This is a genomic window from Blautia sp. KLE_1732_HM_1032 (assembly GCF_025147905.1).
In the GTDB taxonomy this organism is placed as follows: domain Bacteria; phylum Bacillota; class Clostridia; order Lachnospirales; family Lachnospiraceae; genus Blautia_A; species Blautia_A fusiformis.
This window is the reverse complement of record NZ_CP102266.1, coordinates 3,650,900-3,668,759: the sequence shown is the minus strand read 5'-3', so window position 1 is coordinate 3,668,759 and position 17,860 is coordinate 3,650,900. Positions and strand designations below refer to the sequence as shown.

26 protein-coding genes and 2 pseudogenes are annotated in these 17,860 nt (G+C 39.1%); 21 read left to right on the top strand and 7 right to left on the bottom strand.

What is annotated here, in order from left to right; genetic code table 11:
* Position 1 precedes the first annotated feature (1 nt).
* From NQ489_RS17275 to NQ489_RS17265, 3 genes are read left to right on the top strand one after another with little or no spacing between them, the layout of a single operon-like run.
* A complete protein-coding gene (locus tag NQ489_RS17275) occupies positions 2 to 436 on the top strand; it encodes a DVU_1555 family C-GCAxxG-C-C protein (RefSeq protein ID WP_021650124.1) in 435 nt (144 codons plus the stop codon).
* On the top strand, positions 433 to 1,758 hold the full coding sequence (gene trsS, locus NQ489_RS17270) for a radical SAM (seleno)protein TrsS (RefSeq protein ID WP_021650123.1): 1,326 nt from the start codon (positions 433 to 435) through the stop codon (positions 1,756 to 1,758). Before NQ489_RS17275 ends, trsS begins: the two co-directional genes overlap by 4 nt.
* 20 nt (positions 1,759 to 1,778) lie before the next feature.
* On the top strand, positions 1,779 to 2,954 hold the full coding sequence (locus NQ489_RS17265; RefSeq protein WP_015526491.1) for a DVU_1553 family AMP-dependent CoA ligase: 1,176 nt from the start codon (positions 1,779 to 1,781) through the stop codon (positions 2,952 to 2,954).
* A 33-nt stretch (positions 2,955 to 2,987) separates the two neighbouring features.
* On the opposite strand, the gene NQ489_RS17260 is transcribed toward NQ489_RS17265, so the two are convergent.
* On the bottom strand, positions 2,988 to 3,719 hold the full coding sequence (locus NQ489_RS17260) for a DUF5714 domain-containing protein (protein ID WP_044960380.1): 732 nt from the start codon (positions 3,717 to 3,719) through the stop codon (positions 2,988 to 2,990).
* A gap of 330 nt (positions 3,720 to 4,049) precedes the next feature.
* Between NQ489_RS17260 and NQ489_RS17255 the strand changes: the two genes are divergently transcribed.
* Positions 4,050 to 4,292, top strand: coding sequence for a cation-transporting P-type ATPase (locus NQ489_RS17255; RefSeq protein ID WP_015526489.1), 243 nt, complete (start codon positions 4,050 to 4,052; stop codon positions 4,290 to 4,292).
* A 30-nt stretch (positions 4,293 to 4,322) separates the two neighbouring features.
* Here the strand turns inward: NQ489_RS17255 and NQ489_RS17250 are convergent, their stop codons facing one another.
* Positions 4,323 to 4,526, bottom strand: coding sequence for a hypothetical protein (locus NQ489_RS17250; protein ID WP_044960377.1), 204 nt, complete (start codon positions 4,524 to 4,526; stop codon positions 4,323 to 4,325).
* A gap of 177 nt (positions 4,527 to 4,703) precedes the next feature.
* Here NQ489_RS17250 and NQ489_RS17905 point away from each other — a divergent pair.
* The 5 genes and pseudogenes from NQ489_RS17905 to NQ489_RS17230 form a co-directional block, all read left to right on the top strand.
* Positions 4,704 to 4,772, top strand: a pseudogene (locus NQ489_RS17905) (LPS biosynthesis protein); the annotation flags it as partial.
* A 123-nt stretch (positions 4,773 to 4,895) separates the two neighbouring features.
* On the top strand, positions 4,896 to 5,333 hold the full coding sequence (locus NQ489_RS17245) for a radical SAM mobile pair system MarR family transcriptional regulator (protein WP_005608550.1): 438 nt from the start codon (positions 4,896 to 4,898) through the stop codon (positions 5,331 to 5,333).
* Positions 5,330 to 6,019, top strand: a complete 690-nt coding sequence (locus NQ489_RS17240; protein ID WP_021650119.1) for a radical SAM mobile pair protein A — start codon at positions 5,330 to 5,332, stop codon at positions 6,017 to 6,019. The genes NQ489_RS17245 and NQ489_RS17240 overlap by 4 nt, the downstream gene beginning before the upstream one ends.
* Complete coding sequence (locus NQ489_RS17235) at positions 6,007 to 6,915, top strand: radical SAM mobile pair protein B (protein ID WP_021650118.1); 909 nt, start codon at positions 6,007 to 6,009, stop codon at positions 6,913 to 6,915. The genes NQ489_RS17240 and NQ489_RS17235 overlap by 13 nt, the downstream gene beginning before the upstream one ends.
* A 63-nt stretch (positions 6,916 to 6,978) precedes the next feature.
* On the top strand, positions 6,979 to 7,188 hold the full coding sequence (locus tag NQ489_RS17230) for a DUF6219 family protein (RefSeq protein ID WP_008392833.1): 210 nt from the start codon (positions 6,979 to 6,981) through the stop codon (positions 7,186 to 7,188).
* 262 nt (positions 7,189 to 7,450) lie between these two features.
* Here NQ489_RS17230 and NQ489_RS17225 read toward each other — a convergent pair.
* The 4 genes and pseudogenes from NQ489_RS17225 to NQ489_RS17210 all read right to left on the bottom strand — a co-directional run.
* Positions 7,451 to 7,699 (bottom strand): annotated as a pseudogene (locus NQ489_RS17225) (ATPase); the annotation flags it as partial.
* A 36-nt stretch (positions 7,700 to 7,735) separates the two neighbouring features.
* Positions 7,736 to 9,496: a diguanylate cyclase domain-containing protein gene (locus tag NQ489_RS17220; protein WP_084449113.1), complete on the bottom strand. Its 1,761-nt coding sequence runs from the start codon at positions 9,494 to 9,496 to the stop codon at positions 7,736 to 7,738.
* A gap of 163 nt (positions 9,497 to 9,659) precedes the next feature.
* Positions 9,660 to 9,878 (bottom strand): hypothetical protein, encoded by a 219-nt coding sequence (locus NQ489_RS17215; RefSeq protein WP_021650115.1) that lies wholly within the window; start codon positions 9,876 to 9,878, stop codon positions 9,660 to 9,662.
* A complete protein-coding gene (locus tag NQ489_RS17210; protein ID WP_021650114.1) occupies positions 9,875 to 10,159 on the bottom strand; it encodes a transposase in 285 nt (94 codons plus the stop codon). Before NQ489_RS17210 ends, NQ489_RS17215 begins: the two co-directional genes overlap by 4 nt.
* Before the next feature lie 106 nt (positions 10,160 to 10,265).
* Between NQ489_RS17210 and NQ489_RS17205 the strand changes: the two genes are divergently transcribed.
* The 9 genes from NQ489_RS17205 (at position 10,266) to NQ489_RS17165 (ending at position 15,835) form a co-directional block, all read left to right on the top strand.
* Complete coding sequence (locus NQ489_RS17205; protein WP_021650113.1) at positions 10,266 to 10,658, top strand: hypothetical protein; 393 nt, start codon at positions 10,266 to 10,268, stop codon at positions 10,656 to 10,658.
* A gap of 25 nt (positions 10,659 to 10,683) precedes the next feature.
* Positions 10,684 to 11,289 carry a DUF1349 domain-containing protein gene (locus NQ489_RS17200; RefSeq protein ID WP_021650112.1) on the top strand — a complete coding sequence of 202 codons (606 nt, stop codon included), beginning with the start codon at positions 10,684 to 10,686 and terminating at the stop codon, positions 11,287 to 11,289.
* Between the two features lie 94 nt (positions 11,290 to 11,383).
* Positions 11,384 to 12,196, top strand: a complete 813-nt coding sequence (locus NQ489_RS17195; RefSeq protein ID WP_044960374.1) for an alpha/beta fold hydrolase — start codon at positions 11,384 to 11,386, stop codon at positions 12,194 to 12,196.
* Positions 12,197 to 12,268: 72 nt separating this feature from the next.
* Positions 12,269 to 13,024 carry a 4Fe-4S binding protein gene (locus tag NQ489_RS17190; protein WP_021650110.1) on the top strand — a complete coding sequence of 252 codons (756 nt, stop codon included), beginning with the start codon at positions 12,269 to 12,271 and terminating at the stop codon, positions 13,022 to 13,024.
* A 298-nt stretch (positions 13,025 to 13,322) separates the two neighbouring features.
* Entirely contained in the window at positions 13,323 to 13,793 is a 471-nt protein-coding gene (locus tag NQ489_RS17185) for an LURP-one-related/scramblase family protein (protein ID WP_021650109.1), read from the top strand.
* A 45-nt stretch (positions 13,794 to 13,838) separates the two neighbouring features.
* Entirely contained in the window at positions 13,839 to 14,057 is a 219-nt protein-coding gene (locus tag NQ489_RS17180; protein WP_015526477.1) for a hypothetical protein, read from the top strand.
* A 26-nt stretch (positions 14,058 to 14,083) separates the two neighbouring features.
* On the top strand, positions 14,084 to 14,446 hold the full coding sequence (locus tag NQ489_RS17175) for a YccF domain-containing protein (RefSeq protein WP_015526476.1): 363 nt from the start codon (positions 14,084 to 14,086) through the stop codon (positions 14,444 to 14,446).
* Positions 14,447 to 14,880: 434 nt separating this feature from the next.
* Positions 14,881 to 15,150 (top strand): AAA family ATPase, encoded by a 270-nt coding sequence (locus NQ489_RS17170; RefSeq protein ID WP_021650107.1) that lies wholly within the window; start codon positions 14,881 to 14,883, stop codon positions 15,148 to 15,150.
* A gap of 67 nt (positions 15,151 to 15,217) precedes the next feature.
* Positions 15,218 to 15,835: a sugar O-acetyltransferase gene (locus tag NQ489_RS17165; protein ID WP_015526473.1), complete on the top strand. Its 618-nt coding sequence runs from the start codon at positions 15,218 to 15,220 to the stop codon at positions 15,833 to 15,835.
* A 129-nt stretch (positions 15,836 to 15,964) separates the two neighbouring features.
* On the opposite strand, the gene NQ489_RS17160 is transcribed toward NQ489_RS17165, so the two are convergent.
* On the bottom strand, positions 15,965 to 16,801 hold the full coding sequence (locus NQ489_RS17160; protein WP_021650106.1) for an AIM24 family protein: 837 nt from the start codon (positions 16,799 to 16,801) through the stop codon (positions 15,965 to 15,967).
* Between the two features lie 227 nt (positions 16,802 to 17,028).
* Here NQ489_RS17160 and NQ489_RS17155 point away from each other — a divergent pair, with 227 nt between their 5' ends.
* From NQ489_RS17155 to NQ489_RS17145, 3 genes are read left to right on the top strand one after another with little or no spacing between them, the layout of a single operon-like run.
* Positions 17,029 to 17,157, top strand: coding sequence for a hypothetical protein (locus tag NQ489_RS17155; RefSeq protein WP_021650104.1), 129 nt, complete (start codon positions 17,029 to 17,031; stop codon positions 17,155 to 17,157).
* A 38-nt stretch (positions 17,158 to 17,195) separates the two neighbouring features.
* Positions 17,196 to 17,411: a hypothetical protein gene (locus NQ489_RS17150; protein WP_015526469.1), complete on the top strand. Its 216-nt coding sequence runs from the start codon at positions 17,196 to 17,198 to the stop codon at positions 17,409 to 17,411.
* 21 nt (positions 17,412 to 17,432) lie between these two features.
* Entirely contained in the window at positions 17,433 to 17,849 is a 417-nt protein-coding gene (locus tag NQ489_RS17145) for a hypothetical protein (protein ID WP_021650102.1), read from the top strand.
* Positions 17,850 to 17,860 lie beyond the last annotated feature (11 nt).

Sequence of the window (17,860 nt, the reverse complement as noted above, 5' to 3'; positions counted from 1 at the left end):
CATGGATCTTTATGAAAGAATCATAGAACTTAGCAGTATGGGTTATCATTGCTCACAAATGGTTATGATTATGACACTGGAAGCCATAGGTGAGGAAAATCCACAGCTTGTAAAGGCTTTGGGAGGTCTTGGCGGTGGGATCGGTTACTGTGGAGATACCTGTGGCTGCCTGACAGGAGGAGCCTGTGCGATAGGTTTGTTCCTTGGCAATCTGGCTCCGCAGGAGAAAGAAGATATACAGATGAAACCGGCTGTGCAGGAATTATATCAGTGGTTCCATAAGAAGACCGAAGAAGAATTTGGTGCTTTTTATTGTAAGGATATCACTTCTAATTTGGATTGGGGAGTGATTATGGAGCAATGTCCTGCGCTGATTGCAGATACTTATACGAAAGTGATAGAAATACTGACAGAACGGGGAATATTGGAACTATGATTACGCTGGGTAAAACAAAAAGTGTATGCCCGATATGTATGAAAGTACTTACGGCAAAAAAATGTATTGGTGAAGATGGCATTTATCTGGTGAAAGAATGTGATATCCACGGAAAGTTTCAGACACTGATCTGGGAAGGAACGGCAGCAGAGTATCTTTCCTGGGGAAGAGAAAACCTGTCTGCGGAGACTCCGGTAAATCCCAAAATCAAAGAGAAATCCTGCCCGGATAATTGTGGACTCTGTGAGGAGCACGAACGAAAAGGCTGTTGTATGATACTGGAAGTGACAAAGCGCTGCAATATGCACTGCCCGGTCTGCTTTGCTTCGGCAGGAGAATGTCTGGAAAACGGTGATTTTTCAATTGATGAAATAGAAAAGCAATATGATTTTCTGATGGATCATGGAGGACCATTCAATATTCAGCTCTCAGGTGGAGAACCAACCATGCGGGAGGATCTTCCGGAGATCATACATATGGGTAGAGAAAAAGGGTTTACATTTTTTCAATTGAATACCAATGGAATCCGTCTTGCGCAGGAAGCAGGATATGCCAGAAAACTAAAAAAAGCAGGACTGAATACAGTATTTCTTCAGTTTGACGGTGTCACAGATGATGTGTATCAGACATTGCGCGGACGCTCTATGATAGAACTGAAAGAAAAGGCTGTGTTAAACTGTTCGGAAGCGGAACTGGGAATTGCCCTGGTACCTGTCATTGCGCCAGGAGTAAATGACATGCAGGTTGGAGATATTCTGAAGTTTGCGATGGATCATATGCCATTTGTAAGAGGAGTACATTTCCAGCCGATCAGCTATTTTGGCAGATGTTCTCAGCAGCGTCCACAAGCTCCGATTACCATACCAAAGATGTTGAAGCTGATCGAGGAACAGACTGACGGGCTTATGAAAAGCAAGGATTTCGCCGGTGGTGGAGCAGAGAATCCATACTGTTCTTTTCATGCAAGTTATCTGAAAAAAGGTGAGAGGGAACTGAAACTTTTGGAAAAGAAATCAGGCAGAGGATGTTGTTGTACTACCAGCGATAATTCCAGACAGTATGTGGAAAATCAGTGGAGCTATAGCACAAAAAAATTTGATGATGGAGAAATGACACAGACAGATGCGCTGGATGAATTCCTGATCCGGGTTCATAATGAAACTTTTGCAGTATCAGGGATGATTTTTCAGGATGCATGGAATCTGGATCTTGAACGTCTGAAAAGATGTTATATCTGCGAGGTGGATTCTGATTATGGAATGGTGCCGTTTTGTGCATATAATCTGACGAATTCGAAAGGAATATATTTATACAGAAAGTGAAACGATCGAATATAGATGCAATGATCTGTAAGCAGGAAGGTATTACAGAGATTACAAGAGATGAAATACACAGAATACAGCTGGAGAAATTAAATATTGTACTGAAGAGAGAGAAAGAACGAGAGGGTTTTTACCGAGATTTGCCGGAAAGACTGGAAAGCCTGATAGATTTGAGAAGCCTTCCTTTTACGACAGAAACAGATCTGGCACGAGATGGAGGCAGGATGCTGCTTTGCTCCCAGGGGGAAGTACAGAAAGTGATATCAGAACAGACAAGCGGAACTACCGGTGCCGGTAAACGTGTATTCTATACAGAGGGAGACTGTGAACACACCATAGAACTTTTTATGGCAGGTCTGGGTGAATTTATTTATCCTGGAAGTATAACGATGGTGGCTATGCCATTTTCAGGTCCTTTTGGATTAGGAGAACTGATCGCGGAGGCAATCAGACGTCTGGGAGCAAAACCTCTTTCAACCGGGACAGGAAGAACTTATGGCGAACTGAACAGGATTCTGGAAGAGGAGCAGCCGGATACGTATGTGGGAATGCCGACGGCATTGCTGTCCATGCTTCGAATGTGCGGAAAAGGCAGTATAAAAAGAGCACTGGTATCCGGAGATGCCTGTCCGAAAACTGTCATGAAAGCAATCGAAGAAATTCTGCAAACACGACTTTGGCCGCACTATGGTTCCAGAGAGATGGGGCTTGGAGGTGCCATTTGCTGCACGGCGCATGAGGGCATGCATATGCGGGAAAACCATTGTATTACAGAGATTATAGATGAGAACGGAAATGTGCTGCCGGACGGTAAATGGGGAGAACTGGTGATTACAACCATTGGAATGGAAGCACAGCCGTTGATTCGATATCGAACCGGTGACTGGTCAAGGATCATTCCAGGAAGATGCCTCTGTGGAAGTGAAATAAAACGCCTGGACTTTGTAAAGCGGATGGATCCATTGGGAAGTATCAGAGAGATGGATGAATTACTGTTTGAGATTCCGGAACTGGTAGATTATTGTGTGAAAATTGTAGATGGAAAAAAGGAAATTACAGCGCTTTTTACATCGGACAATGGAGAAGAACGAATCAGGAGTGTTTTGGAAGAGAAGGATATTCGTTCATGGAACTGCAAAAAAGCAAAGTGGGAAGATGGGGCGCTGTATCCTGGCAAACGAGTTACAAGGCAGTGATTTCGTGGTATCATGGAATCACTGCCTTGCCTGTTATTCAGGATAGTATGGACAATCTTCCTGGATGCATTCGCGATTATCTTCGCAGTATTTACACGTTATAGAAGACAACGGAATGTTTACAGAACAAAACTGACTGTAAAAATGAACGGCTTCTTCGATGGCAATTCTGCTGGTACGTTTGCAGCAGCGAGGTCCACCAACATCTGCCAGTCTGGATAAAATAATGGAAACAAGTTTTTGAGGAAACGGCCATGCATCTTTGTGAAGTGGACTGGATCCAGTCATAACGGACATGAAAATACCGGCTCCGGCAGCAGCTCCACAGACACCCCAGTAACCACAGGTACCGCCCGGAACCTGCTTCGCTCTTTTACAGATTTCAGATAGTGCAGCATCGTAATCCATATGTTCTCCATTATTGCGAAACGCTGTCAGAAGAATACATGGGACAATTGCATGATGCTCCGGTCCATGCATATGTACAGATGGAAGATCCATAATTTTTTCCAGAAGAAGCAAAGCATCTTTTTCGGTACTGTCTCTGAGCGCTGCGATTACCGGAGCATATGTGCCATAGCTGTGACAGGCATCACAGATAAAGTGACTATTTTCACAGACCGCATTGGTTAATTGCTCTTTATGGCAGATACTACACGTCTGAATAGAGCTTTCAGCACGATACGTAATAGGAGCACCACAAATCAGACATCCGGAAAAATGTTCCGCTTCACCACAACAACAGGAATTATTCGTATGATCCATTTGATTCACCTCCGGAGAATTTATTTTAATAGTGTTAACGATGTAAAAAGTATAACATAAAATGAAAAAGTAATGATAAAGTATCTTGACAATCATGTTACTTTGGGTATATGATTTGATCCAATAAAGGGGAGTAACCTGCGCTTAACAAATTGCGTTTGTGATGTTGTCAGTACGGTGGAAGCATCCGGTATCATAAGGAAATGGTGAGACTTTTATTGCATTTTTTATTATGCAATGAAGGTCTTTTTTTTATATTTTTTTCAAAGAGGTCTTTCATTGCATAAGAAATTCAGGTAGTAAATACTTAGAAACGATGAGGCGGAAGTGATGAAGGAAATTTATCAGCAGACGGTAGAAGAGGTTCTTGAAAGGGTGAATGGCAAGAAATCTGGGCTTACAAGTGAACAGGTGAAAAGATCCAGAGAAAAGTGTGGGTGGAATGAACTTACAGAAGGAAAGAAGAAAGGTATCCTGCAGATTTTCTTTGAAGGAGCTGTCTATTTCCCGACAGCTCCTTTTCTTGTATTCATTCGGCTGATACAAAGCGACAAAGCCGGCACAATATCATAAGTAATATATAAAACTCTGATGTACATGTGATTAAAAAGAATCAATCATATGCATTAGCCGCTCATGAAAAATATCTCTTTCTTCGTAAATTTTTTCTAACTCTTTTTCAGTAAACAATGCATAGGCGCTATCAGGAACAGCTGTTAATCCATCACAGGTAAATGGTATACGTCGCCCACCTCTGAAAATGGCTGCTTCCCAGTACTTTTTTCTAAAATATTTAATTATTCCCATGTAGTACCATCTCTTTCCCATATTTGTTATTGACGTTCTGGCAAATAAAATACTTCTGTTCTTACTATATTATCATCAAAATCCATTTCTACATAATAATCTCGGACAAAATATGATCTCCAGTAATCATGTAGTGAGTAAATTTCCAATGTTTTGAAATCAACAATGCACAATGGAATGTCAGAGTTAACAGAGCATACCTTGGCAAATGAAATAGAAGCTCCACATGAGATTTTAAGAAAATAGGCAAGTCAAATTCCAGTTTGGAGAATTGAAAAAATGGAATTTACCTATTAAGACATATAAACTCTTGACAATAAAGCTCCTATATAGTATGTTTTTAATAAACTACTATATAGGAGATTTTGCATGGAAATGAATGGAGGATTTCTTGTCACAAAAATAAAACAGCTTGGAGACCGGATTTTTGAGAAGATTCTCAGTGAAAAGAATATTGATGCGTTTAATGGAGCCCAGGGACGTATTCTTTATGTGCTGTGGCAGGAGGATGGTATCTCAATCAGGTCACTCTCGACTAAATGCGGATTAGCGATAACATCTCTTACTACGATGCTGGAAAGAATGGAAAATCAAGGGCTGATAAGCCGTGTTCAGTCTGAAACGGACAAAAGGAAAACACTCCTGTTTCTGACTGAGAAAGCACATGCCTTAAAGGGCGAGTACGATTCTGTATCTGATGAGATGGGCAGTATTTACTACAAAGGTTTTTCAGAGGAAGAAATTACCCGGTTTGAGAAATGTCTCGACCGCATCAGAAAGAATCTTGAGGAGTGGCAGAAGTCATGAGTATTTGTATCAAAGATCAGATTCAGAACATGAATATCGTCATTGGCTGCACAGTGGGGTGTACATATTGCTATGCCCGCAACAACGTGAAACGCTGGCATATGATTGATGACTTCGCTGACCCTGAATTCTTTCCGGGTAAGCTCAAGATGATGGAAAAGAAACGTCCGCAGAACTTTCTTCTTACCGGGATGAGCGATCTCTCCGGATGGAAGCCGGAATGGAGAGACGAGGTATTTGCAAAGATCCGTGAAAATCCACAGCATCAGTTCCTGTTCCTTACCAAGCGACCTGATTTGCTGGATTTTGATACCGATTTGGAAAACGCATGGTTTGGCGTTACGGTGACGAGGAAAGCAGAACTGTGGCGTATCGACGCCCTTCGGAAAAACGTCAGAGCAAAACATTACCATGTTACCTTTGAGCCGTTATTCGACGATCCCGGCACAGTTGACCTTTCCGGAATCAATTGGATCGTTGTGGGCACCATGACCGGAGCTCAGAGCAGGAAGATTCATACGGAGCCGGAATGGGCATGGTCTCTGGCGGACCAGGCACATAAGCTTGGCATTCCGGTGTTTATGAAGGAAGACCTTGTCCCTATCATAGGGGATGAAAATATGATTCAGGAAATGCCGGAAGAATTTAATAAAGTGTTAGAGGTACAGAAATCATGGAAGAAGTAATAAATGGAATCCTCATTCGTGAGGTGGAAACAAAGAACATCATGACTAAGTCTAGTCTGCCGGTAGGCGGTTACTCGGTCAATCCCTATGTGGGCTGTACACATGCCTGCAAGTATTGCTATGCTTCTTTTATGAAGCGCTTTACCGGGCACAAGGAGGAATGGGGCACTTTCCTTGATGTGAAGCATTGGACGGAAATTAAAAATCCGAAGAAATATGCCGGACAGCGGGTGGTCATCGGTTCTGTGACAGATGGCTACAATCCACAGGAGGAGCAATTCGGGAATACCAGAAAACTTTTGGAGCAGCTGATCGGCAGTGACGCAGATATTCTGATCTGCACAAAGTCGGATCTTGTGGTACGAGATATTGATTTACTGAAGAAGCTTGGACGTGTAACCGTTTCATGGTCAATCAACACACTAGATGAAAATTTTAAGAACGATATGGACTCTGCTTCGAGCATTGAGCACCGTATCGCTGCTATGAAGCAGGTATATGAGGCAGGTATCCGTACAGTCTGTTTCGTATCCCCGGTATTTCCCGGTATCACGGATTTTGAAGCAATCTTTGAGCGGGTAAAGGATCAGTGCGATCTGTTCTGGCTCGAAAATCTCAATCTTCGAGGCGGTTTCAAAAAGACAATTATGAATTATATCGCCGGAAAATATCCTGATCTTGTACCACTTTACGACGAGATCTATAACAAGCATAACCGCAACTACTTTGAAGCACTTGAAGTAAAAGCTGAGAAAATGGCTAAGAAGTATGATTGTGCCTTTGTGGATAATGAAATGCCTTATGGCAGAGTCCCGCAGGGACATCCGGTGATCGTAGATTATTTCTATCATGAGGAAATCCGTGGGACAGAGAATACCGGAAAAAGAAATCGCTAACTTCCAGTTTGTATATATCTTTTAAAAGGTATATGATTAAGAAAAACGGCAGGAGGTATCTGAATGAAATCACATAAATATTGGTCTATCGGTGCACTGATTACAATGCTTGGAACTTTTTATACAGGTTATAAGGGATCAAAAGAAGGCCATAAGTACTTTGCAGCAAGTTCTTTGCTTTGCATGATTATGGCTATTTATACAGGACACAAGATGATTTCTGGTAAAAGTAGGAAGAAAAAAGAAGTTTCAGTAGAGAGTGTTGAAGATTAAAAAACAAAATATTTTAATAAATAACGCCGGTGCGGGATTTTTGATATCCAGTACTGGCGTTATTTATTCTACAGGGGCTTGGGGGGTGTAGCCACCAAATAGTCAGTTTGCATTCCTTGTCAAAAGACATCGGATCACAGTTCAGTACATCCATATAAAACTCTTTTCATAGGATGCTTCGTCTGAATTCATCTGCAATCTCCGTCATAATAAAAATATCTCCATCATTTCAAAAGAGAATGCTGGAGATATTTCGCCTTGCTTATTCTTGTAGTAACCAATCGGCTATATCGTAAATTACGATTCCTTCATAGCTATATTGGGGATGTTTGGTTCTAGCAATAATCATTTTCGGATAAGCATCTCGAATCTGAAGCCGAGGAAAGCATTCTCTCTCAAATGTTTACTGCCCGGAAATGTTGTCGCTGATCTGAATATAAAACTTCTCGTTGCTTCTCTGAGCAATAAAGTCGGTTTCCTTTTGATAGAGCTTGCCGACATAAACATTATATGAAAATAGATCATACGCTCTGTTTTTTGCAATATTTTATCTTGCGAATTTATCATTGTAACGAATATGCATATCTTCCCAATCCATGAACAATACATAAAATACTTTCCCGTATTGCGGGCTCTCTACAATTCTTCCATGATCAAGAACAGAAAAATAAGTTCCGTCAGCTTTTCGAAGATGAAAGTGAGTATAGTCATTTTCATTGCCGTTGTCAATCTGTTCCCAGATACTTGATTCTATCTGTTGCTGTTCATCTTCACGAATCAAGTTGCGAAAACTTTTCTCAGTAAGTCTGAACAGTTCATCTATATCTTTATATCCGGACATATGAAGAAATTCATCATTTGCAAAAATTAGTTCATCATCTTCTTTGTCAGCTCTGTATATGATGAATGCACCTGGAAGATGTTCAGAGATATCCTTGAATGCGAATCCAAGTTGTTTGCGGGCACCTGACGGAAGTCCTTCTCTGTAGACCATACATCCATTTTTTCCATGAAGCTTTATTTCATAAAGAGCGGCATCTGCGCAGCGCATGAGTTGTGAACGATTGGATGCAAATGTTGGATATTCTGCATATCCTAGAGAAATATAAAATGCATGTTCCTTACCATGGTATGAGAATGATTTAGGGAGTTTGGTGAATTTCTGCAGCTGTATATCTGCTTCTGCAAAGGTACAATTTGGTAAAAGAATGCAGAATTCGTCACCACCATTTCTTCCAAGTAATGCATCGGATGGGAAAAAAGTCTTCATGCTGTCTGCAAGATTCTTTAGTGCCCTGTCTCCGTAATTATGTCCATAGATATCATTAATAAACTTGAAATCATCGATATCAAGGAGCGCAGCCACAAAATGTGTTTTTGGATTTTTTTGAATCATTTTTTCTGCAAATTCATCAAATCCATAGCGGTTATAAATATTTGTAAGAGAGTCTGTGCGCGCCAGTATCTGAAACTTTTTCTTATGTTCTTTTGCTACTAACCATACTCTGGTAAGAACTGACAGGAGAAGGCTTATTGTAAGAAAAATTCCGATGATGATTACCAGTAATGTGGCATTTCTCCATCCACTTTTAGGAGTTACTTCAAATTTCCAGTTTTCGTCTCCTATTGTAAATGTATAAGAAACAGGACGATTTATTTGCCCATCTGATTGATAAACCACTTTATAAGTATCACTCCATGGAGCGTCTGTTTTTGAAATTTTGTATTCGTATCCAAAATTTGAAAGTGCACTGATTGAATCTGAAAAAATATCCGGAACACGCAGGATAACAATAGTAAATCCCCAGAAATACTCATGTCCGTTTTTATCTTTCAGGTATATGGGATTGCGGACTGCAATTCCATATCCTCCCTGTTTTAATTTGAAGGGGCCCTGCGTAATGATTGTATGGTTGTCTCTTGCGTAACAGGAAATTTTTCCGCGGTCTTTATCATGGATCAAATCAATCTTACCTGCCTCATTTTCATTAGCCGGATAAATATCTGTAACAACACCATTAGGAGCGAGCTGTACACTTTCAATAGAATCAGACATAAGATTTCCTGCAATTGTTTCAAACTGACGGATTTCGCCATCTTCACTTATTAAGATTTGCTTCAAGGTATCTGTGATCTCAATTCCATTTGTAATTTCATTCTTTATTTGTTCGCCATAGGTGGCTACGTTTAATTGTGCTGTTATGTGTCTCTGCTCTTTTTCGTGGGTGTCTGTTTTGTATACAATCAAACTAATAAGGCATATGCCCAGTAAAAAAGTGATAAGAGGCACAAGTGTTTTCTTTTTCACTTGGTTCACCTTATTCTGTTCATGGGAATTATTATAATAAAGCATTATATCACAGAAGTTGAAAAACAGAATAAGTTTTATGAAAAAAACGAACTGTGCAAAATCTTTATACATCTATGACAGAAGAATATATATCGATAGGGATTTGTGAAATCTATATATTTTAAGAAGGAGCCTTGGAATCATCATAAATATCCTGTATTTTTGCTTTTACAGCTTTACGACGTTTTTCTGTATCAGAAGGTACGTGGTGGAGCCATGCAAGATATCCTGAGCGAGAGACACCTAAAAATTTCAACATTCCGAAGACGGAAACCCGACGTCCAGCCTTTTTGGCAGCTTCCGTCTTCTCAGACACTTCAAGATAAATGGCTTCCGTCATTTTCCCAGAATGTTGATTGCTTTTTCTAACACATCAAGTGCATCTTGGGCATCACGTAATTCACGTCTGAGACGGGCAATTTCCTTCTGCTCATCAGATGCATAATTACCAGAACCACGAACAGGAATATCACCTGATTCCCGGAAGTCTTTTAGCCATTTTGTTAATGTGCTGTATCCGATGCCAAGATTTTCTGCACATCCACGTACTCCGAGATCTTTGTGATCCTGATAGTACTGGACTGCATCAAGTTTAAATTGTTTGTCATGTTGCTTTGCCATATGAGATCTTCCTTCAGCATGCCTCTATTGTATCATGCTTATGTGTATTTGGAATTTCTCATTTTGGTTTGTACTATTTATATTCTAGCACCAATACCTGCAATCTATGAAGGCAAATCTGAGAGAAATTATTCACTATATTGACGAGTCAACACTTGAAAAAGCGAAGAACGAAAAAGTTCAAAAGCAAGAGTCTCCCTCAAAGATGTCAAAAGACGTAGAGGAGTCTGTTGATAAGATGTTCTCCAATCGTATGAGCAAAGCATATTCTGAATGTAAATCAAATCAAGATACACAGCCATTTAATGAAAATATAGAGAAGGAATACCAGAAGCTTTTGGAAACACTGTCTCCGGAACAAGAGGAAGTGCTTACGAAGTATTGTGATGAAATATTTGCCAGCGGAGCAGAGACAGAAGAGTTTTTTTATCGCCTGGGTATAAAGGATGGACTGAGATTAAAAAGTACGGTAAAATCTGTATTAGAAATGATGTCGTGAAATCGGAATTTGGAGGGATAATGAGATGAATATAAAAGATTTTAAGTGGACGAGAGAACCTGATGATTACACGCTGACAGATGACAAAATTGAGATTATCACACAGCCTGGAACTGATTTGTGGCAAAGAACTTACTATCATTTCCGCAATGATAATGCTCCGGTTTTGCAGATAGAAACAGAGGAAAAGTTTTTTTCATTTATGGTGAAAACAGATTTTAAGGAAAGCCATCATCGCTTTGATCAGTGCGGTGTGGTTATGTATCTTGACAGTGAGAATTGGTTGAAAGGTTCTATAGAATATGAGAATGACAATTTTCAGCACCTGGGAAGTGTTGTGACAAACAATGGATATTCAGATTGGGCAACTACGGAAATTGATGCAGAGATTAAATCTATGTGGTATCGTCTCAGTAGACGTGAAGATGATTATTGCATTGAATGTTCTGAGGATGGAATACGGTTTAAGCAAATGAGGATTTGTCATATGTGGGCTGGTGCAGGAAAAATCAAATTTGGAATTTATGCATGCAGTCCGGAAGATTCATCGTTTAAAGCGGTATTTACAGATATGAAATTGACGGAGTGTCAATGGAAAGCCCACGATGGTCAAAAGCCGGATGAGATGTAGCAGACTGTATTTGATATAAAAAACCAATATGAAAATAGTTAAAGTTTTTCAGGTTGTGTAACTGAGAAAAATGAAAATTGCGGAGGTGGATTTGTTGAAGGAAAGTACATATCAAACTCCTTGCGGAACAATTCACTATTGGTCAAATAATCTGAGTTTGGATACAACGACGCTTGTATTTTTACCAGGGCTGACTGCTGACCATAGATTATTTGATAAACAGGTTGAGTACTTCGATGGAAAATATAATATTATTGTATGGGATGCACCGGCTCATGCCTCTTCCTGGCCGTTCCGCTTTGACTTTGATCTGTTTGATAAGGCAAAATGGCTGAATGGGATTCTTGAAAAAGAAGAAATCATAAAACCAATTATAATAGGTCAATCAATGGGAGGATATGTGGGACAGGCTTATGCACAATTGTATCCTGACCGGCTGGCAGGTTTTATTTCCATTGATTCAGCACCGCTCCAGAGGAACTATGTGACAGCAGTGGAGATCTGGCTTCTGAAAAAAATGGAACCAGTATATGCACATTACCCATGGAAGTTGCTTTTGAAATCCGGAACTGAGGGAGTTGCAACTTCTGAGTATGGCAGAAATCTGATGAAGGAAATGATGCTGGTCTATGATGGTGATCAGCATCGTTATGCCCAAATTGCCGGGCATGGATTTCGTATTCTGGCAGAGGCAATGGAAAAGGATCTGCCATATGAAATCAAATGTCCTTCCCTGTTGATATGTGGTACAAAGGATCATGCCGGTTCATGCATAAGGTATAACAGAGAATGGCATCGAAAAACGAAAATTCCTTTAAAGTGGATTGAAGGGGCCGGTCATAATTCTAATACAGATAAACCGGAGATGATAAATAGTTTGATAGAAGAATTCCTTTCAAACATATAAAGACTATTGAAAACAATTGGTCAACCGTTATAAAAGGACAATAAACAAATCGGAATCAGTAGGAGGATCATTATGAGATTTTATAACATATTTTTCAGCCCGACAGGAGGTACAGAGAAAGTAGCAGATATTGTTGCGAAAGGGACGAAGCTGGATGCTGAAGAAATCGACCTAATTAAAGAACCAAATAAACTCATGAAGGTGAAATTTGAAAAAAAGGACCTATGTTTGGTTGCTGTACCGTCTTACGGTGGACGCATTCCATCAGTTGTAACGGATATGTTCCGCAAAGTAAAGGCAGATGGTACGAAAGCAATTCTTGTGGCAGTATTTGGAAACCGTATGATTGATGATACTCTATTGGAACTACAGGATGTTCTGGAGGCATCAGGATTTGTATGTATCGCAGGAATGGAGGCAGTCGCAGAGCATTCCCTGATGCACCAATTTGGAACCGGACGCCCGGATCAGCAGGATGAAAAGGAATTGCTGGAATTTGCCGCAAAGATTATGCAAAACAGCGAAGCACAAAGGACACCTGCATTTCCGGGAAACAGACCATATCGAGAATATGGTGGTGTTCCACTCAAACCTGTTGCAAATGGAAAATGCACTTCCTGCGGTCTGTGCGCAAAAGAATGCCCGGCAGGTGCCATTCCGTTGGACAATCCGAAGATGACCGATAAGGATAAGTGTATTTCTTGTATGCACTGTGTAGCAGTCTGTCCGAAGAAAGCAAGAAATTACAGTAAGCTTGTCAGTTTTATCGCTGGACTGAAAATGAAAAAGGTTTGTTCCAGTAGGAAGGAAAACAAATTGTATTTATAATAGGGCGAGCAATACAATGAGAAACATGTAAATTGATACGTGAACAATCGGCTCAGTAAGATATTTAATTAAATATTGCAATGAAAAGATCATTTACCGTAAACAAGCAGTAGATGGTCTTTTTTATATCTTTTTGTGAACAAGTAGAGATTTATAGCTGGTAATATGTGTTTTATCATAATCCGTGAAATAAGATGAGTTAATTCTTCGATTTACATATTTTTTAAGGTGTTCCGGCATGGTATTATGATACTTATAAAGAACCAATTATATCTGTTGGAGAGAGCGGTGAAAAGTTATGAAGTTATTGTTTAAACAAAGGCTGTTTTCATGGTTTGACAGCTATGATATCTATGATGAAGCAGGCAACACTGTTTATGTAGTAAAAGGCCAGTTGTCCTGGGGACATAAACTTGTAATTTATGATGCCTATGGAAATGAAGTAGGAATGGTTGTTCAGAAAGTACTTACTTTTCTTCCTAAATTTGAAATTTATAAAAACGGCAGTTATATCGGATGCCTGAGCAAAGAATTCTCATTCCTGACGCCACATTATAATATTGATTACAATGGATGGCATATTGATGGAACCATTATGGAATGGGACTATAGCATTCTTAATCAAAGCGGTTATTCAATTGCACGGGTTAGTAAAGAACTGTTTCATATGACTGATACATATGTTATTGATGTGCAGGATCCAGGAAATGCATTGGATGCGTTGATGTTCGTACTTGCGATTGATGCAGAAAAATGTTCCAGGAATTAGATAGTTGATCTTGTTACCGAAGATATTCGGAGATGGGGAGGTAGCATGGGATTATTTAAAAAGAAAATCGTGAAAAAAACATATGACCGAGAACATATGAAACCAGTTATTCGTGCAAGCATTTGTACTGGAGAAGAAGTAGCAGGATTCAAAGACATACGGACTGGAAAAATCGAAGAAATCATGCTGATCAGATCTCCAGAGGACTTAGAAAAATTCAAAGAGATATATGAGATAACAGAGGAAATTGCAAAAGAATATTAGACATTGGATGAGGAGGAGATGTTGTCATGAGAACTATAGGTAATATCCTTTGGTTTATATTTGGAGGATTACTGGGCGGTTTGGCCTGGGTTTTTGCAGGTTGCATATGGTGTATTACAATTATTGGAATTCCGGTAGGTCTGCAATGTTTTAAATTTGCAACCTTGGCATTTTGGCCGTTTGGAAAAGAAATCGTGTATGGAAATGGCATGTTTTCATTTCTGGTAAATCTTATATGGATTATATTTTTTGGATGGGAAATGGCACTTGGAAACCTGATAGTGGGTTGTATTTGGTGCATTACGATAGTTGGAATTCCATTTGGAAAGCAGTTCTTCAAGATGGCAAGACTCTCTTTCATGCCATTTGGTGCGAGTGTGATAGGGTAGAATGTGTAAGGTCTTATTGATGAAAAATGAAATAATATTATTCACGGATGGTAATATTAATATTGGAGTTCAAATAAAACCTGAACAGGAAACAGTCTGGTTGACACAGAAGTATTGTTTGATGTTAAGCATATGCAGCAGCCGGTCACTGATAAGGAATTTAAAAATTTCACAGACTGTGCGGTTAAGAAAAGTAACGAAAATGCCCTGATTTTCACAACTGAAGATATGGAGAAGCCTTTCATAAGCTTTAATGAAGGAATGTGGAATTTCTTTGAACCGGAGCTTCAGAAGAGATTGTATGAAATGGAAAAAATCTTTTAATATATATTGATCAATGATATAATATTCTAAAATTTTGATGATAAAGGAAATATAGTAATTAAAAATGTTACAAAGTTGTTCTTGATAAAAATATTATTTGGTAACATGAGATGTTTTATGTTAAAAAGAAAAGTGACGCATTACATAAAAAATGGGTAGATTCAAAAAATAAAAAATGTCTTGTAATTCAGGGAGCCAGACAAACAGGAAAAACATATATAGTTGAAAGATTTGCAGAAGAGAACTATGAAGAAATTGTTGAAATTAATTTTAAACAGATACCTTCTGCGATGGATATTTTTTCCGGTGATCTAAAAGTAGATGATATGGTTATGGCTATGTCCGTATTTGATGACGGAAAGTGCAAAAGCATTAGATAAAATATTGCAGACCATGAGAGAGTGGGGAAACTGATATTTATAACTTTGAATTTGGAGGTTATCGGAAATGACTGAAAGAGAAAAAATGCTAAGTGGAGAGTTGTACGATCCAACGGATAAAGAATTGGAGCAATTACGTGTGAATGCACGTAAATTAGCAAGAAAATACAATTCGACGGATGAAGATGATCAAGAAGAACAAGCACAGATATTGAGGGAATTATTGCCAGCAACAGAGGAACTCCCCTATTTACAGGCGCCTGTTTATTTTGATTACGGATGTAATACGTTCTTTGGAAGATTCAGCTCTGCTAATTTTAACTTTACATGTTTAGATGTATGTGAAATACATATAGGCGATAATGTGATGATTGGTCCAAATGTTACATTGGCAACTCCTATGCATCCATTATTACCTGAAGAACGCAATATTAGGAAAAGAGAAGATGGAAGTTTCTATAATCTTGAATATGCGAAGCCAATAACTATAAAGGATAATTGCTGGCTGGCATCCAATGTGGTTGTTTGCGGTGGTGTCACCATAGGAGAAGGGTGTGTAATTGGTGCAGGGAGTGTTGTAACAAAAGATATTCCGCCGTATAGTTTGGCAGTTGGAAATCCATGCCGGGTCATTCGAAAAATAACTGAGAAAGATCATATGCCAGATGGAATTGAAAAGAATTAAAAATTTGCATTGATGATAAGCAGTTCATCTGAATAAAGAAAATAAAATGATCACAATTAATAACGCCGATGCAGGATTTTTATAATCCTATATCGGCGTTTGTTGGTTATAAGAGAATGTATTTTACACTTATTTTCCAAATGTATTGCTGGATTTAGCAGCAGCTTTAGCTGCCATGGTGTTAGTGGACTCAAACAAGGAAGTTGTCGGTGCGACCGGACACATCAGTACCCGTCCTGTTCCACGATAAACATTTACCAGACCCTCTCCGCTAACTGCAGATCCGACAAGTGTTTTTGTAGATCTTTCTACGGTAAATTCAAGATTTGATGACCAGCATACAGCAAGGTTTCCATCAATTTTCAGTTCATCATTTTCCAATATGACTTCAATCAATTCATCTTCGGGAACATTAGACTCCAGTGCAGCTACACCATTTCCCTGCAAACTCAGATTAAACAGACCTTCGCTACCTAATACTGCTGATGAAAGGTTCTTTCTGGCTACAACTTTACTTTTTACATTTGCATCACAAGCCAGGAACATGCCATCTTCAATTGTCATTCCGGCTGGTCCCCATTTGCCAATGTCTGTAAGGATAATATATTTGTATGTCGGTTCTAATACCAGACAGCCTTCACCAACATATTCCGGTTTAACTGCGGTTTCTTTTGTAACCGCACCCTTGAATGCCTTTCCAAGGAAATCTCCGATACCTTTTACACCAGATGTGGCTTGTACATTACCACCCATCCATTGCATGGCACCAGCCTGGATAACAGCTGAATGGTCTTTATCAATATCAATAACAACCTGTCTTCTTCTGACATGCATTTTACTCATGAAATACTCATTCATTGCATTCATAGGTGAAACGCTGGCATCCTGCACATATTCAAGCACGTGGAAGTTTTCGATACTTTTCGCATATTTTCTGTTTTCATTTTGCAAGTTTTCAATTCGCATAGCATAATCTCCCTTTTAATAATAATTTATGATGTTGCTCGGATATGCTTATTATAAAAGAGGCAGCATAGATAGGAAACAATTCGTGCAGAGAAATATAAAGACAGAATTCTCAAAATTCGAGAAATATAAAGATGCAATTCTTCATGGTGGCTGTGTATTATGAAAAATAAATTTGTTATAGTGACAATATCAACAAAAAAACAGAATATAAATGGGGTGATCAGATGGAAGTGGCACAGAGAATTCGATTAATCCGGATAATAGAAAAGATGGAGAAAAATCCGGCATTCAGTAATAAGCTTGGCATAAAGAACACATCTGAATATTTAGCAGAAAAAGAACAGAAAAAATGAAAGACACATATCAGAATGAGTTTCAGAAGGAGTAAAAAATGTTATCGTTATTATTTGCAATTTGTATGATTTGGTTTGTTGGAAAATTTTTTGTTTTTGGGTTAAGAGCATCCTGGGGAATTATGAAATTACTTTGCACAGTTATTTTCTTCCCGGTGATATTGATTGGTATGGTTGTAGGTGGACTGATGTACATTGCTTTTCCATTGTTGATTGTCGGTGGCATTATAGCATTGGTGACGTCACATTCATAATCGATCAGGAGGAGAAAACGTATGGGATATGATATTGAAAAAGAAAAAAGAGAAGCAATTGAAGCTGGACGTAGAGCTTTGAACAGTCTTCAGGCAGCAAAAGAAAATTTAAACAGTGCAAAGAACTGGGGACTGGTAGATATGTTTGGCGGTGGTTTTTTCACTACGATGCTAAAACATTCTAGAATTGATCAGGCCAAACGGAATATGGAACAGGCAAAGTATGATCTTCGTAATTTCAGTAGAGAATTAAATGATGTAAATATGGTATGTAACTTGAATATCGATACTGGAGATTTTCTTTCTTTTGCGGATTATTTTTTTGATGGATTTGTTGTGGACTGGGTGGTCCAGGATCGAATCAATAATGCACAAAGACGGGTAGAAGAAGCAATTCGAAGAACAGAAAGTATAGTCAATCAATTACAGCGTATGTAAAGGAAAAGGCA

Bases quoted from the DNA above. Each gene is read 5' to 3' on its own strand.
- NQ489_RS17275 (WP_021650124.1), top strand. From the start codon at position 2: ATGGATCTTTATGAAAGAATCATAGAACTTAGCAGTATGGGTTATCAT.
- trsS (WP_021650123.1), top strand. From the start codon at position 433: ATGATTACGCTGGGTAAAACAAAAAGTGTATGCCCGATATGTATGAAA.
- NQ489_RS17265 (WP_015526491.1), top strand. From the start codon at position 1,779: ATGATCTGTAAGCAGGAAGGTATTACAGAGATTACAAGAGATGAAATA.
- NQ489_RS17260 (WP_044960380.1), bottom strand. From the start codon at position 3,719: ATGGATCATACGAATAATTCCTGTTGTTGTGGTGAAGCGGAACATTTT.
- NQ489_RS17255 (WP_015526489.1), top strand. From the start codon at position 4,050: ATGAAGGAAATTTATCAGCAGACGGTAGAAGAGGTTCTTGAAAGGGTG.
- NQ489_RS17250 (WP_044960377.1), bottom strand. From the start codon at position 4,526: ATGGGAATAATTAAATATTTTAGAAAAAAGTACTGGGAAGCAGCCATT.
- NQ489_RS17245 (WP_005608550.1), top strand. From the start codon at position 4,896: ATGGAAATGAATGGAGGATTTCTTGTCACAAAAATAAAACAGCTTGGA.
- NQ489_RS17240 (WP_021650119.1), top strand. From the start codon at position 5,330: ATGAGTATTTGTATCAAAGATCAGATTCAGAACATGAATATCGTCATT.
- NQ489_RS17235 (WP_021650118.1), top strand. From the start codon at position 6,007: ATGGAAGAAGTAATAAATGGAATCCTCATTCGTGAGGTGGAAACAAAG.
- NQ489_RS17230 (WP_008392833.1), top strand. From the start codon at position 6,979: ATGAAATCACATAAATATTGGTCTATCGGTGCACTGATTACAATGCTT.
- NQ489_RS17215 (WP_021650115.1), bottom strand. From the start codon at position 9,878: ATGACGGAAGCCATTTATCTTGAAGTGTCTGAGAAGACGGAAGCTGCC.
- NQ489_RS17210 (WP_021650114.1), bottom strand. From the start codon at position 10,159: ATGGCAAAGCAACATGACAAACAATTTAAACTTGATGCAGTCCAGTAC.
- NQ489_RS17205 (WP_021650113.1), top strand. From the start codon at position 10,266: ATGAAGGCAAATCTGAGAGAAATTATTCACTATATTGACGAGTCAACA.
- NQ489_RS17200 (WP_021650112.1), top strand. From the start codon at position 10,684: ATGAATATAAAAGATTTTAAGTGGACGAGAGAACCTGATGATTACACG.
- NQ489_RS17190 (WP_021650110.1), top strand. From the start codon at position 12,269: ATGAGATTTTATAACATATTTTTCAGCCCGACAGGAGGTACAGAGAAA.
- NQ489_RS17185 (WP_021650109.1), top strand. From the start codon at position 13,323: ATGAAGTTATTGTTTAAACAAAGGCTGTTTTCATGGTTTGACAGCTAT.
- NQ489_RS17180 (WP_015526477.1), top strand. From the start codon at position 13,839: ATGGGATTATTTAAAAAGAAAATCGTGAAAAAAACATATGACCGAGAA.
- NQ489_RS17175 (WP_015526476.1), top strand. From the start codon at position 14,084: ATGAGAACTATAGGTAATATCCTTTGGTTTATATTTGGAGGATTACTG.
- NQ489_RS17170 (WP_021650107.1), top strand. From the start codon at position 14,881: ATGTTTTATGTTAAAAAGAAAAGTGACGCATTACATAAAAAATGGGTA.
- NQ489_RS17165 (WP_015526473.1), top strand. From the start codon at position 15,218: ATGACTGAAAGAGAAAAAATGCTAAGTGGAGAGTTGTACGATCCAACG.
- NQ489_RS17160 (WP_021650106.1), bottom strand. From the start codon at position 16,801: ATGCGAATTGAAAACTTGCAAAATGAAAACAGAAAATATGCGAAAAGT.
- NQ489_RS17155 (WP_021650104.1), top strand. From the start codon at position 17,029: ATGGAAGTGGCACAGAGAATTCGATTAATCCGGATAATAGAAAAGATG.
- NQ489_RS17150 (WP_015526469.1), top strand. From the start codon at position 17,196: ATGTTATCGTTATTATTTGCAATTTGTATGATTTGGTTTGTTGGAAAA.
- NQ489_RS17145 (WP_021650102.1), top strand. From the start codon at position 17,433: ATGGGATATGATATTGAAAAAGAAAAAAGAGAAGCAATTGAAGCTGGA.